General features: G+C 63.1%; 8 protein-coding genes. 4 read left to right on the plus strand and 4 right to left on the minus strand.

All coding sequences use genetic code 11. The features are described from left to right. The first annotated feature begins 177 nt into the window (after positions 1-177). On the plus strand, positions 178-2,757 hold the full coding sequence (clpB, locus tag TQ38_RS06460) for an ATP-dependent chaperone ClpB (protein ID WP_043976252.1): 2,580 nt from the start codon (positions 178-180) through the stop codon (positions 2,755-2,757). A gap of 51 nt (positions 2,758-2,808) precedes the next feature. On the opposite strand, the gene TQ38_RS06465 is transcribed toward clpB, so the two are convergent. The 3 genes from TQ38_RS06465 to TQ38_RS06475 all read right to left on the minus strand — a co-directional run bounded on the left by TQ38_RS06465 (position 2,809) and on the right by TQ38_RS06475 (position 10,384). Further along, a complete protein-coding gene (locus TQ38_RS06465; protein ID WP_043976250.1) occupies positions 2,809-3,774 on the minus strand; it encodes a 2OG-Fe(II) oxygenase in 966 nt (321 codons plus the stop codon). Between the two features lie 89 nt (positions 3,775-3,863). After that, positions 3,864-7,046: a TonB-dependent receptor domain-containing protein gene (locus tag TQ38_RS06470; RefSeq protein WP_082057737.1), complete on the minus strand. Its 3,183-nt coding sequence runs from the start codon at positions 7,044-7,046 to the stop codon at positions 3,864-3,866. Positions 7,047-7,336: 290 nt separating this feature from the next. Beyond that, complete coding sequence (locus TQ38_RS06475; RefSeq protein ID WP_043976248.1) at positions 7,337-10,384, minus strand: TonB-dependent siderophore receptor; 3,048 nt, start codon at positions 10,382-10,384, stop codon at positions 7,337-7,339. A gap of 477 nt (positions 10,385-10,861) precedes the next feature. Here TQ38_RS06475 and TQ38_RS06480 point away from each other — a divergent pair, with 477 nt between their 5' ends. From TQ38_RS06480 to TQ38_RS06490, 3 genes are all read left to right on the plus strand, one after another. Beyond that, a complete protein-coding gene (locus TQ38_RS06480) occupies positions 10,862-11,647 on the plus strand; it encodes an SDR family oxidoreductase (RefSeq protein WP_043976453.1) in 786 nt (261 codons plus the stop codon). A gap of 7 nt (positions 11,648-11,654) precedes the next feature. After that, a complete protein-coding gene (locus TQ38_RS06485) occupies positions 11,655-12,311 on the plus strand; it encodes a TetR family transcriptional regulator (protein WP_043976246.1) in 657 nt (218 codons plus the stop codon). 74 nt (positions 12,312-12,385) lie between these two features. Next, a complete protein-coding gene (locus tag TQ38_RS06490; RefSeq protein ID WP_043976451.1) occupies positions 12,386-12,646 on the plus strand; it encodes a hypothetical protein in 261 nt (86 codons plus the stop codon). Between the two features lie 92 nt (positions 12,647-12,738). Here TQ38_RS06490 and TQ38_RS06495 read toward each other — a convergent pair whose 3' ends face one another. Next, positions 12,739-13,758, minus strand: a complete 1,020-nt coding sequence (locus TQ38_RS06495; RefSeq protein WP_043976243.1) for a type II secretion system F family protein — start codon at positions 13,756-13,758, stop codon at positions 12,739-12,741.

Raw genomic sequence — 13,758 nt, forward strand, 5'->3', positions numbered from 1 at the left:
TTTCGTCTGCTACACCCATCTTTGCTGCGGACCGTTTCGGCGCCGGTTTCTTGCGAGCAATCAAGGTTCTCAGGCCTTGGATGGACGACAAGGCGGGGTAAGGGATTTTTCTCACAGCGGCTCTTGTGTTGCACAATTGCAACACCATATCGGCGAGATTAGGAGGCAACACTACCCATGAATCTCGAAAAGTTCACTGACCGGGCCAAGGGGTTCCTGCAGGCCGCGCAGACCGTTGCGATCCGCCTGAACCACCAGCGCATCGCACCCGAACACGTTCTCAAGGCATTGCTCGACGATCCTGAGGGCATGGCCGCCGGGCTGATCAAGCGTGCGGGCGGCAATCCCGTCTTCGCAGTGCAGGAACTGGACAAGGCGCTTGCCAAGGTGCCGGCGGTATCGGGCAACGGTGCGGCTGGTGCGCCGGGACTGGATAACGATGCCGTGCGCGTGCTCGACGCGGCGGAGCAGGCTGCGACCAAGTCAGGCGACAGCTTCGTAACTGTCGAGCGTCTGCTGCTGGGCCTCGCGCTTGCCACCACGACGCCGGCGGGCCAGGCGCTGAAGGCGGCGAATGTCACGGCGCAGTCGCTGGAAGCGGCGATCACCGAACTGCGCGGCGGCCGCACCGCTGATTCCGCCGGGGCCGAGAACGCCTATGACGCGATGAAGAAGTATGCCCGCGACCTGACCGAGGCGGCGCGCAGTGGCAAGCTCGACCCCGTCATCGGCCGCGACGAGGAAATCCGCCGCACCATCCAGATCCTTGCCCGGCGCACCAAGAACAACCCGGTGCTGATCGGCGACCCCGGCGTGGGCAAGACCGCCATCGCCGAGGGCCTCGCGCTGCGCATCGCCAATGGCGACGTGCCCGACAGCCTCAAGGACCGCAGCTTGATGTCGCTCGACATGGGCTCGCTGATCGCAGGCGCCAAGTATCGCGGCGAGTTCGAGGAGCGCCTGAAAGCCGTGCTTGACGAAGTGAAGGGCGCGGACGGGCAGATCATCCTTTTCATCGATGAGATGCACACGCTGATCGGCGCGGGCGCTTCCGAAGGTTCGATGGACGCCGGCAACCTGCTGAAGCCCGCGCTTGCGCGCGGCGAACTGCACTGCATCGGCGCGACTACGCTGGATGAATACCAGAAGTACGTCGAAAAGGACGCTGCGCTCCAGCGGCGGTTCCAGCCCGTTTTCGTGGGCGAACCCACGGTTGAGGACACCATTTCGATCCTGCGCGGGCTCAAGGAGAAGTACGAGCTGCACCACGGCGTGCGCATCACCGACGGGGCCATCGTGGCGGCGGCGACGCTGTCCAACCGCTACATCACCAACCGTTTCCTGCCCGACAAGGCGATCGACCTGATGGACGAGGCCGCCAGCCGCATCCGCATGGAAGTGGAGTCCAAGCCGGAAGAAATCGAGAAGCTGGACCGCCGGATCATCCAGCTCAAGATCGAGGAAATGGCACTCGGCAAAGAAAGCGACGAGGCATCGAAGGACCGCCTCGCCACCTTGCGCGGCGAACTGGGCAACCTCGAACAGCAGTCGAGCGAGCTGACCACCCGCTGGCAGAACGAGCGCGACAAGATCGCCGCCGAAGGCAAGCTTAAGGAGAAGCTGGACGCTGCGCGCATCGAGCTGGAACAGGCGCAGCGTTCGGGCGACCTCGCCCGCGCTGGCGAGCTGTCCTACGGCACGATCCCGGCGCTGGAAAGGCAACTGGGCGAGGCTCAGGCCTCCGCCGGTACCGCTCTGCTGCGCGAAGAAGTGACCGAGGACGATATCGCCGGCGTCGTCAGCCGCTGGACCGGGGTGCCCGTCGACAAGATGCTGGAGGGCGAGCGCGAGAAGCTCCTCAAGATGGAGACGATCATCGGTGCGCGCGTCATCGGCCAGAAGGATGCGGTGTCCGCCGTATCCAAGGCGGTGCGGCGCGCACGCGCCGGGCTTCAGGACCCGAACCGCCCGCTCGGCTCGTTCCTGTTCCTCGGCCCCACGGGCGTCGGCAAGACCGAACTGACCAAGGCCCTCGCCGGGTTCCTGTTCGACGATGACACTGCAATGGTGCGCATCGACATGTCGGAGTTCATGGAAAAGCACGCGGTTTCCCGCTTGATCGGCGCGCCTCCGGGCTATGTCGGTTACGAATCGGGCGGCGTGCTGACCGAGGCCGTGCGCCGGCGCCCTTATCAGGTCGTGCTGTTCGACGAAGTCGAGAAGGCCCATCCCGACGTTTTCAACGTGCTCCTGCAAGTGCTCGACGATGGACGGCTGACGGACGGGCAGGGCCGGGTGGTGGACTTCACCAACACCCTCATCATCCTGACCTCGAACCTGGGCAGCCAGTACCTGACCCAGCTCGACGAGGGCCAGGATGTCGACGTGGTCGAGCCGCAGGTGATGGAAGTGGTGCGCGGGCATTTCCGCCCCGAATTCCTCAACCGTCTCGACGAGATCGTGCTGTTCCACCGGCTGGGGCAGGCGGACATGGGGCCGATCGTCGATATCCAGGTGGCGCGGGTGCAGAAGCTGCTCAAGGACCGCAAGATCGTGCTGGACCTTACCGATGCAGCCAAGCGCTGGCTGGGCCGGGTGGGCTACGATCCTGTCTACGGCGCGCGCCCGCTCAAGCGCGCGGTCCAACGCTATCTGCAGGACCCGCTCGCTGAGAAGTTGCTGGCAGGCGAAGTGCCTGACGGCTCGCACCTCCACATCGAGGATGGCGACGGGGCACTGGTGATCGGCGTGGTTTGATGTGAGAGAATGAACAGGCAGCGGCGGGCATGATCCTGTCGGCTGCCTGTTTCAGCGTGGGTTCCAGACGTCGTAGGGCCGCGCCCTGATCCACCGGGTCGCCGCCCATTTCGTACCTTGCCGGATCGGCAGGCCGGCGTGGCGGCTTCTCGGGTCCGGGGTGCCGTCCGGCAGGACATTGTCGAAAGCAACGGCATCGCCGCCGCCGCCCGCCACCGACAGGCGCGACAGGGCAAAGTGCGTTTCGCCGCCCGCATATCCTGAATTGAGATACATGAGCGCCGTCTTTATCCGCTGGTTGGGCTCATGCGGCAGCGTATCGACATGATCGCGGTACTGCTGGCCAGGCGCATAGTGGAGCACGCTTAGTGGCTCGCCCTGTTCCACCGCAGTTCCGGTAGCGGCAGCCAGGCGGCGCAGGATCGCTTGCAAGGGCAGGGTTTCGCGCGTCGGCCCAACCACGGCGGCCGATGAGGTTCGAATGGGATGGTCGATCAATCGGCCCGTGCGTGGATCGGCAACCATCGAAGGCGCAAGCAGATCGCTGACGGACATGGCCACATGTGCGCATTCGCCCGGTGTCAGGAACCCGCGCCAGCGCCGCACCACGTAGTCTTTGCCGAGTATTTCGGGATCGGGCAGCCCCACCGGATCGCCGTTCGCATCCAGCGCCATCGCGCCGAGAAGTGCGACGTCGTCACGCGCGGGGCCGCCGAACCGCTCTGCAGCATTGCGCAGCAAAACGAGCGCCCCCTGCCAGTCGCGGACGCCGCCGGTGCCGTTGGCTGTGAGTACCGACTCCACAAGGCTGGCGTCTTCGCTGCCGGCCTCGCTTGCTGCACGCAATAGCCGGCGCGCTTCGACGAGATCTCGTGGAAGGAACCGTCCGCCGAGCGTCCAGTTTGCCAGGAGGTTGAGGGTGTCCGCGTCGTCTCCGGCATCGCGGGCGATAGCTATCGCATCGGCTGTCGCCCCGCTCTCGAGAGCGCTGATGGCTCGGTCACTGTGTTGGCTCATGGGGCTTTCATGGCCTGCCGAACGCGCAAAGAAAAGGGGCGGCGGGATAGCCCGCCGCCCCTTCGTTAACGCATTGCCGATCGAAACGATCAGAAGTTGGCAGTGATGCCTGCGTAGAAGTAACGACCCAGGTTCGGGTACACGCTCGAACCAGCGCCAACGCCGGTCAGACCGTACGGAGGCATCTTGTTGAAGACGTTATCCGCGCCGACGTAGAAGTCGTAGTCCTTGTTGATCGAGTACTGCAGGCGAACGTCGTGGTAGAACACCGACTTGTACTTCTTGATCGGAGCATAATCTTCGTTCTGCGGCGGGTTGCCGTTGAGCGAGTTATAATCCTCGTAGGTGTTCAGGTACATCTTGTCGATCCAGCGCAGGCCGTAGCTGAACTTGACCGGGCCGGTCTGGAACGAGGCGTTCATGGTCACTTCGTCCGAAGGATCGTTCAGTTCGTTGATCAGGCGGTCCTTGAAGGTCGGATCGCTGGGGTCGGTGAACTCGTCCTTCTGGAGGTAATGGGTCCAGTAAGCGGCGAGCGACAGACGTCCAAAGTCGAACGTATGGTCATAGTTGATCTGCGTGTCGATGCCGCGATACTTCAGCTTCGCGAAGTTGGCCGTCGATTCCAGCAGGTTGCCTTCGAGGATCTGGAACGCCACTTCGCCGTTCGGACCGCCTCCGGCACCAGCGCGCTGGAACAGGCCGCAGAACGGGTTGCTCAGCGTTGCCGAGTCGTAGCACAGGTTTGCGATCGTCTGTGCATCGACCGACGAGATCACGTCCTTGACCTTGATGTTCCAGTAATCGACCGAGATCGACAGGCCGGGGATCCAGCGGGGCTGGATGACGGTGCCGATGGTGATCGAGTCGGAGCTTTCCTGCTTCAGTTCAGGGTTGCCGCCGCTCACGATCTCGAGCGACTGGGCGTAGACGAAGTCGTAACCGGCCGGACGGCCAGCCGCGTTGCAGTTCGCGACGCGGTTTGCAGAACCGGTGGCGAGGTTACGCTCCGAGCAGGGATCGACGAAGCCCGGGGCGAAATTCTGGCCCTGTGCCGAGTAGAGTTCGACCAAGTTGGGCGCGCGAACCGAACGCGAGTAGGTGCCGCGGAACTTGATGTCGCTGACGGGGCTCCAGATCGCTTCACCGCCGTAGGTGTACACGGTGCCGGTTGCGCCGGCGTAGTCCGAGATACGGCCGTTACCGCGCAGGCTCAGGTCTTCGAAGAAGGGCTTGTCGGCCAGAAGCGGCAGCAGGATTTCGCCGTAGACTTCCTTTACCTTGAACGCGGGCGCGGTGAAGGACGGAATGGCGTTGTAGAACGCGTAGCCTTCCTGCGTAAGGTCATCAAGGTCGTAGGAAACCGTCTCGCGACGATACTCGCCACCGACCGAGAAGGCCACTGGGCCACCTGGCAGGTTGAAGAATGCGCTGGTGTCACCCGACATGAAACCCATGAGGTCCAGCTGAGTCATCTTGCCGCGCGCCATGCTGTCGACGAGAATGTAGTCCTTGGCAGCCTGGCTGACTGAACCTTGGCCAAACGGGTTCAGCGGAACGCACGAAGCGATGTCGCCTGCGAGACGTGGATCGCCGGTGGTTTCCCCGGTGATGTAGGAGATGCCGGCTGCTGGATTGATCTGCGAACGGCAGACGATGTTGCCGGCCGCATCACGCGTCGAATCCATCGCGAGCAGGTAACGCTGGACGTTGACGTTGCCGCGGATGATGTTTGATTCCTTGTGCTCGCCATAGTTGGCGGACACTTCGTAATGCCAGTCATCGTTGAAATCGCCACGAAGACCGCCGACAATGCGGAAGGTTTCGCGCTTGATCTCTTCGTCGCGGTTGCCAAAATCGGTCCAGTTGCGACGCAGGTTGAACTTGTAGGTGCCGGCAGCGATAGCGGCACGCTGGGCTGCAAGCTGAGCGGCGGCGGTGGTGGTGACGTTGCCGTCATCGTCCAGAATGTCCGCGAACGAAGTACCGTTGGCATTGCCTGGGGTTGCCAGGAGAGCGGCGGTCAGGACGTCACGCGCCTGGGTGCTGAGGTATGGGTTGTCGAGGCGCACGCGCTCACGTCCGCCCGGATCGCCCAGAGTCGTGCCCTGCGAGAAAAACGGACCGCTCTGCGAACCGCGTGCTTCGGTGCGGCTGTACTTCGCTTCGAAGAACGGTACCAGCGCGGGCGAGATTTCGTAGTGACCGGTCAGGTTGGCGGTGTAGCGTTTCAGGTCGGGTGAAAGCGCAACCAGCTGGCCTTCGCGGCCGGTAGTGCCATTGCCGCCCTGGAAGTTACCGTTCGGGCCAATGCCGATACGCTCACCCGTCTGCGGAATAAGCGTGCCGTCGGGCTGGAACAGATAGGTACACGTGAAGTTCGACACGTTGTTGCCGCAGCGCGAGCTGGAGCCCTGACCAATTGCAACGAGGCCGCCCAGCGAAATCGTGGAGGAGCGGATGTCGTTGTAGAAGGTACGGTCGGGAATGCCGTCCGAACCGTTCGGCGAACCGGCGGGATCGGTGTCGGTGACGATGAAGTTCTGCTGACGGGCAAGACCCGGGCGGCCCGAGGCGTAGAAATCTTCCGAGTGCGAGAATTCACCGGAGAAGGTGATGTTGCCGCGGCCATCGGCGAAGTTCTTGCCTGCGAGAATCGAGGCGTACTGCTTGCCGGCATCGCCGTAAGTCGAAACGCCGTTCTGCGCGCGCAGCTTGAGACCTTCGTAGTCTTCCTTGAGGATGAAGTTCACGACGCCGGCAATGGCGTCCGAACCGTAGACGCCCGAAGCGCCGCCGGTCACCACATCGACGCGGTCGATCAGGTCGGCCGGGATCGAGTTGACGTCGACCGAAGTGGCGTTGACCAGAACGTCGCTGCCGACGTGACGACGGCCGTTGACCAAGACCAGAGTGCGCTGCGTGCCCAGGCCGCGAAGGTCGAGCAGGTTCAGGCCGCGCGTACCCAGGAAGCGGGTCGAGTTCGCCTGGCTGTAAGTGCTGCGCATCATCGGCAGTTCGTTCAGTTGGTCGCCGACCGAAAGGTTGCCCGAGCTGAAGATCTGCTCACCCGTGACGATGGCGACCGGATTGGCCGACTGCAGGTTAGGGGTGGAGATGCGCGATCCGGTGACGACGATCGAATCGGCGGTGGTGGCATCTTCAGCGGCCTGTGCTGCTGTGTCCTGCGGGACGGCGTCCTGTGCGTATGCGTTGCTGCCCAGCAGCGCAATCGAAAGACAGGTCGCACCCCGGAGGGCGGCCTTGGTCATTGTGGCTTTCACTTAGTGTGTCCCCTTATTGCATTCCGGGCCCCGGAAAAGGCCCGAAGATCCCTCCGCTGCGCGGCTGGGATCAATGAGGACATCCTGCCTTAGAGTCGCGGAACTGCAACACTATCCGCAACAGTGACGTAATTTTCCTGCTAAACAGTTGTAACAATACAACAAGGGCGCGGCATTGTTGCGACTATGTTGCGATAACGGGCAAAGGTCGTGAACGTCATAAAAAAGGGGCGGCCGCTTGCGCGAACCGCCCCCGATTTCAGGTGTGGCTGGTGACTTTAGAAGTCGACCTTGGCGCCGACGCGGAAGTAGCGGCCCATGAACAGTCGGTCCGACCAGGCCGGGTTGAACTGGTACAGGCCATAACCGGCGTTCGGATCGTACTTCGGCTTGCCGTCGAGGACGTTGAGCATGTCGAAGTAGAACTTGAACTGCTCCGCAACCTTGATTTCGCCGTGGGCGTCCAGGTTGAAGACCGACTTCGCGTGGCACTGCACGGGATCGCCGTTGTCGTAAGATACCAGCTGGCCGCTGTCGGCGCTGGCCTGGCAGTCCTTGTAGAAGCCGCCAGCATCCGACGACGTCGCCGAGTAACCGCTGGTGTAGCTGGCGGTCAGGGTGAAGCTGCCCTTGTCGTTGAAGTCCAGCGTGTTCTGCCAGGTGGCGCGGAAGCGCGGGGCGCCCGAGCACGAGGTCAGGTTGCAGCCGCCCAGCGAACCGTCATAGCGCCAGGTCGTGCCGTCGTCGTTCTCCTGCTGGAGGCGGAGCAGGTACGACGCGGTCGCCTTGCTGCGCAGCGAAACGGTGTCGGTCAGGTCGAAGCGGCCATCCGCCGAGAAGTCGATACCCTTGCCGAGCAGCGAGTTCTGGTTCTGGAACGAGCTGATGATCTCGCCCAGCAGCGGCAGTGCGTTCAGGTTCTGCGGATCGGGGGCACCCTGGGTGACCTCGATGCCCGGAATGTTAACGACGCCGTTGTTGGTGTAGTATTGGCTGTAGATGTCGTCGCTGGCGCTGGCGCTGGCGATGAGGTTGTTGATCTTCGTGCGCCAGTAGTCGAGCGTCAGGGTAATCCGGCGCGTCGGCTGCACCACGATACCCATGGTGTACGAGGTAGACTTCTCGGCCTTCAGGTCGGGATTGCCCGAAGATGTGATGCCGGGGCTGTATCCGCCCGCATAGTAAGCGGTATTGCTGGCGTGAGCAGCGCAGAATGCAGTGTAAGTCGCGTCGTTGCAGTTGATCTGGGCGCTGGTGTAGCCGGTGGAGGGAAGCTGGAAGGACTCGTTCAGGTTCGGGGCGCGGAAGCCCTTTGAGAAGGTGCCGCGCAGCTTTATCTGCTCGATCGGGGTAAATTCAGCTTCGAACTTGGGCGCGAAGTTCTTCTGACCGGTCGAGTAATGGTCGTAGGAGCCATCGAGCTTGAAGCGGAACTGGTCGACGACCGGCACCGAGATTTCATACGAAGCTGACCAGATGTCGCGGTTGCCCTTCACGCCTACGGCGTTGATGCCGTAGTAACGTGCTGCCGGGTTGACGTCATTCGGGGCGTTGGAGCTGGGGTTGTCGATCGATTCGTAACGGTACTGGCCCGCGACGGCAACATTCACGAAGCCGCCGGGAAGCTCGAACACGTCCTTGTTGAGCGTCGCGATGACCTGCGCAAGCTTCGAGGTCGAGCGCTTGTTCTGGTCACGGAAGACGATCTGGTTCGCAGCTTCGGAATTGGCCGAGGGATCTGCGAAGTTGTAGGTGCCCTGAGCAATGGCGTCCATCAGACCCTGCAGGTAGATGTAACCGGTGTTCTTGACGTCCAGCGTGACCTCGGAAGCGGTGGCGCCGAGCGAGTAGTTCCAGCCCTGACCGAAGCTGCCGTTGATGCCGGCCGAAGCACGGTAGGTCTTGGCGTTGGTGAAGGTTTCGCGCGGACGGTCAGGCCGGCCGGTGAGGAGGGCGAGGTTGCCGTCAGCCGCAAACGGATTGTTGGGGTTGAGCGTACCGTTGGCAGCATTGCAGCCCGATGCGATCAGGTTGCCGCCGACGACCGACGAAGTGCCGTTGGCGCAGACGTAGGCTGGCAGAAGGATCTGGCTGACGGTGACGCGGTCGCCGCCGGCGGCCGTGCGATCGGCCCATGCCGAGTTCTGCGAGAGGTTCGAGGTCTTCACGTTGTAGTAGTTGAACATGAAGAACGCTTCGGCGTCAGAACCGACCTTGGCGGTCGCGCGAAGGGTGGCGCCCTTACGTTCGATCTTGGCGTTGTACATGCTGTAGTCGTTAACCAGGTCCTGCTGGCAGGCGACCGAAGGTGCGACGGGGACGCCGGTGGCCGCGTTGGCTGTACCGGCCTGCTGCTCGGGGGTCAGCGTGACCGAGTTCAGGCGGCCGCAGCCGGCAGCCGGATTGAGCAGCTGGTTCGGAGCCAGGCCGAAGTAGTTGCCGTCGGCGTCGGGCGTTGCCGAAACCGGCTGGACGAAATTGATGATGGTCGACTGGAAGCCGTTGTAGCTGCCATCGGCCTGGATGCCGTTGCGGATGCTGTTGGGAAGGCAGCCCTGCTCGGCGGTGCCGCAGATCGAGCTCTGGTCGGCGGTGTTGAACGGTGCGCCGCGATCGCGCAGGAACATCTTGGCGTTACGCTGATACTCGACGTTTGCGTAGATGTTGAAACCCTGCTCGTCGAGGTCGCCGTAGCCGTAGGTGGCGTTCAGGCGCTGTTCGCCGCCATCGCCGCGCTGCGAGATACCGAGCGAGCCGTCGAGGTGCAGGCCCGTGATCTGGCGCTTGGTGATGACGTTGATGACGCCGGCGATCGCGTCAGAGCCGTAAGTTGCCGAGGCGCCGTCAAGCAGGGTGTCGACGCGGTCGACGATCGAGCCGGGGATCGAGTTGATGTCGACGATGTTGCGCTGCGTATCGTCCGCCAGCGGATAGTAGGCGGTGCGCATACCGTCGAACAGCGTGAGCGTGTACGAGTTGTTGAAGCCGCGCAGCGAAGGAGCAGTAGCGCCGGTGGTGAAGCCGTTGGCCGACCAGCTGGCGGGAATAGTGCCCGCGTTGTTGGCGGTCAGCGTCTGCAGCGCGTCGGCAACGGTGGTGATGCCGCGCTTGCTGAGGTCATCCGAAGTGATGGAGACGACCGGCGATGCGGTAGCGGCCGCCGGATTACGCGTGATCGAACCGGTAACCACGATGGTGTTGGAATCATCGACGGCTTCGGCTGCCTGGGGGGCGGCGTCCTGCGCATAAGCGGTTCCGCAAAGCAGCGCGAGCGCGCCAAGGCTCGTCGCGCCGCGAAGGGCGCCCTTGTAGATGGATGTCTTCAACTTGTGTGTCCCTTGTGGCTTCGTTCACTTGTCAGGGAGCGTGACCAGACCCGGCAAATGACACCTTGCAGCTTCGGGTACTTTTCCGCACCTCGACGCCATGGATGGGGTTCTCGCGCTAGGGGAACCGGCTTTCAATGGAATTTGCCGAAGGAATTAATTTGCATTGGATGTTGTTGCAATGTGGCAACATACGCCGGGGCTCTGGTGCAGACAATGGCAGAAACCCAACATTTCCGAAGGTCTTTGGGTACAAAATAGAGTGTCGCATTTTGGTGCGGTTCGTTGTGATTCTTGCGCATAGTATCGCCGGAGGGAAATCCTGTTGCGTAACTGGGACTGTGTCCCACAAGCGCATTGACCGCGCTCTGCCGTCCCTTTAACCGGTCGATTAAATGGGCCGCGCGAAAAGGTTGCCCGGACTGTCCGGTACGGCATACGGGCCGTCTCATGAAATTGGCCGAAAGGATCATCGGTATGAAGCTTGATAGCAGCATGTCCGCCGTCGTGACCGGCGCGGCTTCGGGCCTGGGTGCCGCCACCGCACGCGCGCTTGCCGCGAATGGGGTGAGGGTTGCGATCTTCGATCTCAATGCCGAGGCGGGCGAGGCGCTGGCAGCGGAAATAGGCGGCGTGTTCTGCGCGGTCAACGTCACCGACGAGGACAGTGTGGTCGCAGGCTTCGCCAAGGCCCGCGCTGCGCATGGACAGGAGCGGGTGCTGGTCAACTGCGCCGGCATCGCGCCCGCTGCCAAGACCGTCGGCAAGAACCGTGAAACAGGCGAGCCGCGCGCTCACGACATGGCGCTGTTCGAGAAGGCCATCGCCATTAACCTCGTCGGCACGTTCCGCTGCATCAGCAAGTCGGCCGCGGGCATGTCGAGGCTGGCACCGCTCGACGATGCGGGATCGCGCGGGGCCATCGTCAATACGGCGTCCGTCGCGGCGCAGGACGGGCAGATCGGGCAGGCCGCCTATGCCGCGTCCAAGGGCGGTGTGCAGGCGATGACTCTGCCTGTCGCGCGCGATCTCATGAGCGAGGGCATCCGCGTCAACACCATCCTGCCCGGCATCTTCGAGACTCCGATGATGGCCGGGATGCCGCAGGGCGTGCAGGACGCGCTCGCCGCGATGGTGCCGTTCCCCAAGCGGCTGGGCAAGGCAGAGGAATACGCCAAGCTGGCGCTGTTCCTTCTGGAGCACGACTATATGAACGGCGAATCCGTGCGTCTCGACGGCGCGATCCGCCTGGGGCCGAAGTAAGGCTGCGATGAAGGAACGTTCCGCCTTGCCGAATGGCTCAGCATCGAGTGACGTCGCCGCCCCTCCCGGGGCGCGGGCGCTGCTGCTCGATACCGCAAGCGCGATCATGCGCGACGGCGATGTGGTAGACATCTCTCTGTCCGAACTGTCGCTGCGGTCAGGGCTGAATTCGGCGCTGGTGAAGTATTACTTCGGCAACAAGGCGGGGCTTCTGAAGGCGCTGCTCGACCGCGACTGGCAGGCCATCGTCAGCAGCGTCGACGCGCTGGTAGCCAAGGATGAATGGGAGCCGGAGGCAAAGCTGCGGCGGCACTTGTGGAAGGTTGTCGATACTTTCTACGAGGTGCCGTACCTCAACCGGCTGACCATGCGCATGGTGCGCGAAAGCGACGACACGGAGGCGCGGCGGATCGCCGACTGCTATCTCTCGCCGATCTACCGTGCTTATGAGCAGCTGATCGGTGACGGCGTGAAGGCGGGCGTGTTCCGCGAAATCGACCCGCAGTTGTTCTACTTCACCGTCACCGGGGCGGTGGACCGCTTCTTCTCGGCGCGGCTGGTGCTCAAGCACTGTTTCGATCAGGATTCGCTGACGGAAGAACTGCGCGATCGCTACCGCGAACACACCATCGACATCATCATGGCGGGAATCCTTGCGCGCTGAGTCGTGCCGGAACTGGCTGCTGCGGATTCTCGGCGCTGTTGCCGGGCGCATGCCAGCCTGACAAGGGCAGCTTCATGGCCCGAAAAAAGCGCTACCTCACCGCGACGATGCCGGATGGCTACGTCAAGACGATCGGCCCCACGGGCGACCCCCTCACGCATTATTGGCGCGTGGTGGCGCAGTTGCAGAACGGCAAGACCGAAGTCTTCTGGGGCCATGCCCGCTCGCTGGCGGAGGCGAAGAAGAAGCGCGCCGCCCTGGATGACGCGGCGCGAATGCGGGGCTGGACAAGCTTCGTGTTCGAGATCGCGGATCTGGTGGAAACGCCGGTCTAGGTACGCGGCCCCTTGATCGTCAGCCCGGCCTTCGCTGGGGTGACGACCGGGTCAATTATGCGGCCGGCGCCTGATCGCTCCAGCCCCGCCGATCAGCCTGGCTTGGCCGGGTGCGGATCGCCGCCGGAGAAAGCGTCGCCGATCGAGCAGGCGGCCGGGCCCAGGATCACCACGAAGAGCGTGGGCAGGATGAACAGGATCAGCGGCACGGTCATGATCGCAGGCAGGCGCGCGGCCTTTTCCTCGGCGCGCATCATGCGTTCGTTGCGGAATTCAGCCGAGAGCACGCGCAGCGCCGAGGCGAGCGGGGTGCCGTAGCGCTCGGTCTGAACCATGGTGGTGACCACGCCCTTCACCGCTTCCAGATTGACGCGGTAGGCGAGGTTCTCGAACGCCTGCCTGCGTTCGTGGAGGAACGACAGTTCGATCGAGGTCATCGAGAATTCGTCGCCCAGTTCCGGATAGGCGCGGCCCAGTTCGCGCGATACGCGCTCGAACGCGGCGTCGACGGTGAGGCCGGCTTCCGCGCAGATCACCAGAAGGTCGAGCGCATCGGGCAAACCCTTGCGGATCGCATCGGTACGCTTGGTAATCAGGTTCTTGATGAAGAGGTCGGGGCCCTTGTAGCCTGCCAGCACCATGCCCGCGAAAGCCAGGAACTTTTTGAAGGAGCTCCATTCTGGGAAGTAGTCGATCGCGTAGATCACCAGTGCGGCCAGGCCGCCCAGCACGATCGGCGCGACGAGGCGCGCGAACACGACCGCTACGGCCCATTCCTTGTTGCGGATGCCGGCCTGCGCCAGCTTCTGCTGGATCTCCTTGATCTGGCTGTCCTGGAGCATCTTGGCGCCGCCCAGGAACGCGCCCATCTTGTCGGTGGTGTCGTTGCGGCGCACCAGGCTCTGGCGCTTGCGGGCAGTCGTAGTGAGGCCCAGCTTGAGAGCTTCGCGGCGCTGGTTGAGCGCCTTGACGCGCTTTGCCATCGGATCGCGGATGGTGATCGCCGAGTAGATCGCGAGGATCACCGCGGCAGCGGCGACCAGCGACAGCAACGTACCGACGAGGGTTACGTCGAAGCCGAGGAGCGTGGGACCTGCGGGTTGGTCGAGCAT

The sequence above is a fragment of the Novosphingobium sp. P6W genome (assembly GCF_000876675.2).
In the GTDB taxonomy this organism is placed as follows: domain Bacteria; phylum Pseudomonadota; class Alphaproteobacteria; order Sphingomonadales; family Sphingomonadaceae; genus Novosphingobium.

Bases quoted from the DNA above. Each gene is read 5' to 3' on its own strand.
- TQ38_RS06480 (WP_043976453.1), top strand. From the start codon at position 10,862: ATGAAGCTTGATAGCAGCATGTCCGCCGTCGTGACCGGCGCGGCTTCG.
- TQ38_RS06490 (WP_043976451.1), top strand. From the start codon at position 12,386: ATGGCCCGAAAAAAGCGCTACCTCACCGCGACGATGCCGGATGGCTAC.
- TQ38_RS06495 (WP_043976243.1), bottom strand. From the start codon at position 13,758: ATGCTCGACCAACCCGCAGGTCCCACGCTCCTCGGCTTCGACGTAACC.
- TQ38_RS06465 (WP_043976250.1), bottom strand. From the start codon at position 3,774: ATGAGCCAACACAGTGACCGAGCCATCAGCGCTCTCGAGAGCGGGGCG.
- clpB (WP_043976252.1), top strand. From the start codon at position 178: ATGAATCTCGAAAAGTTCACTGACCGGGCCAAGGGGTTCCTGCAGGCC.
- TQ38_RS06470 (WP_082057737.1), bottom strand. From the start codon at position 7,046: ATGACCAAGGCCGCCCTCCGGGGTGCGACCTGTCTTTCGATTGCGCTG.
- TQ38_RS06485 (WP_043976246.1), top strand. From the start codon at position 11,655: ATGAAGGAACGTTCCGCCTTGCCGAATGGCTCAGCATCGAGTGACGTC.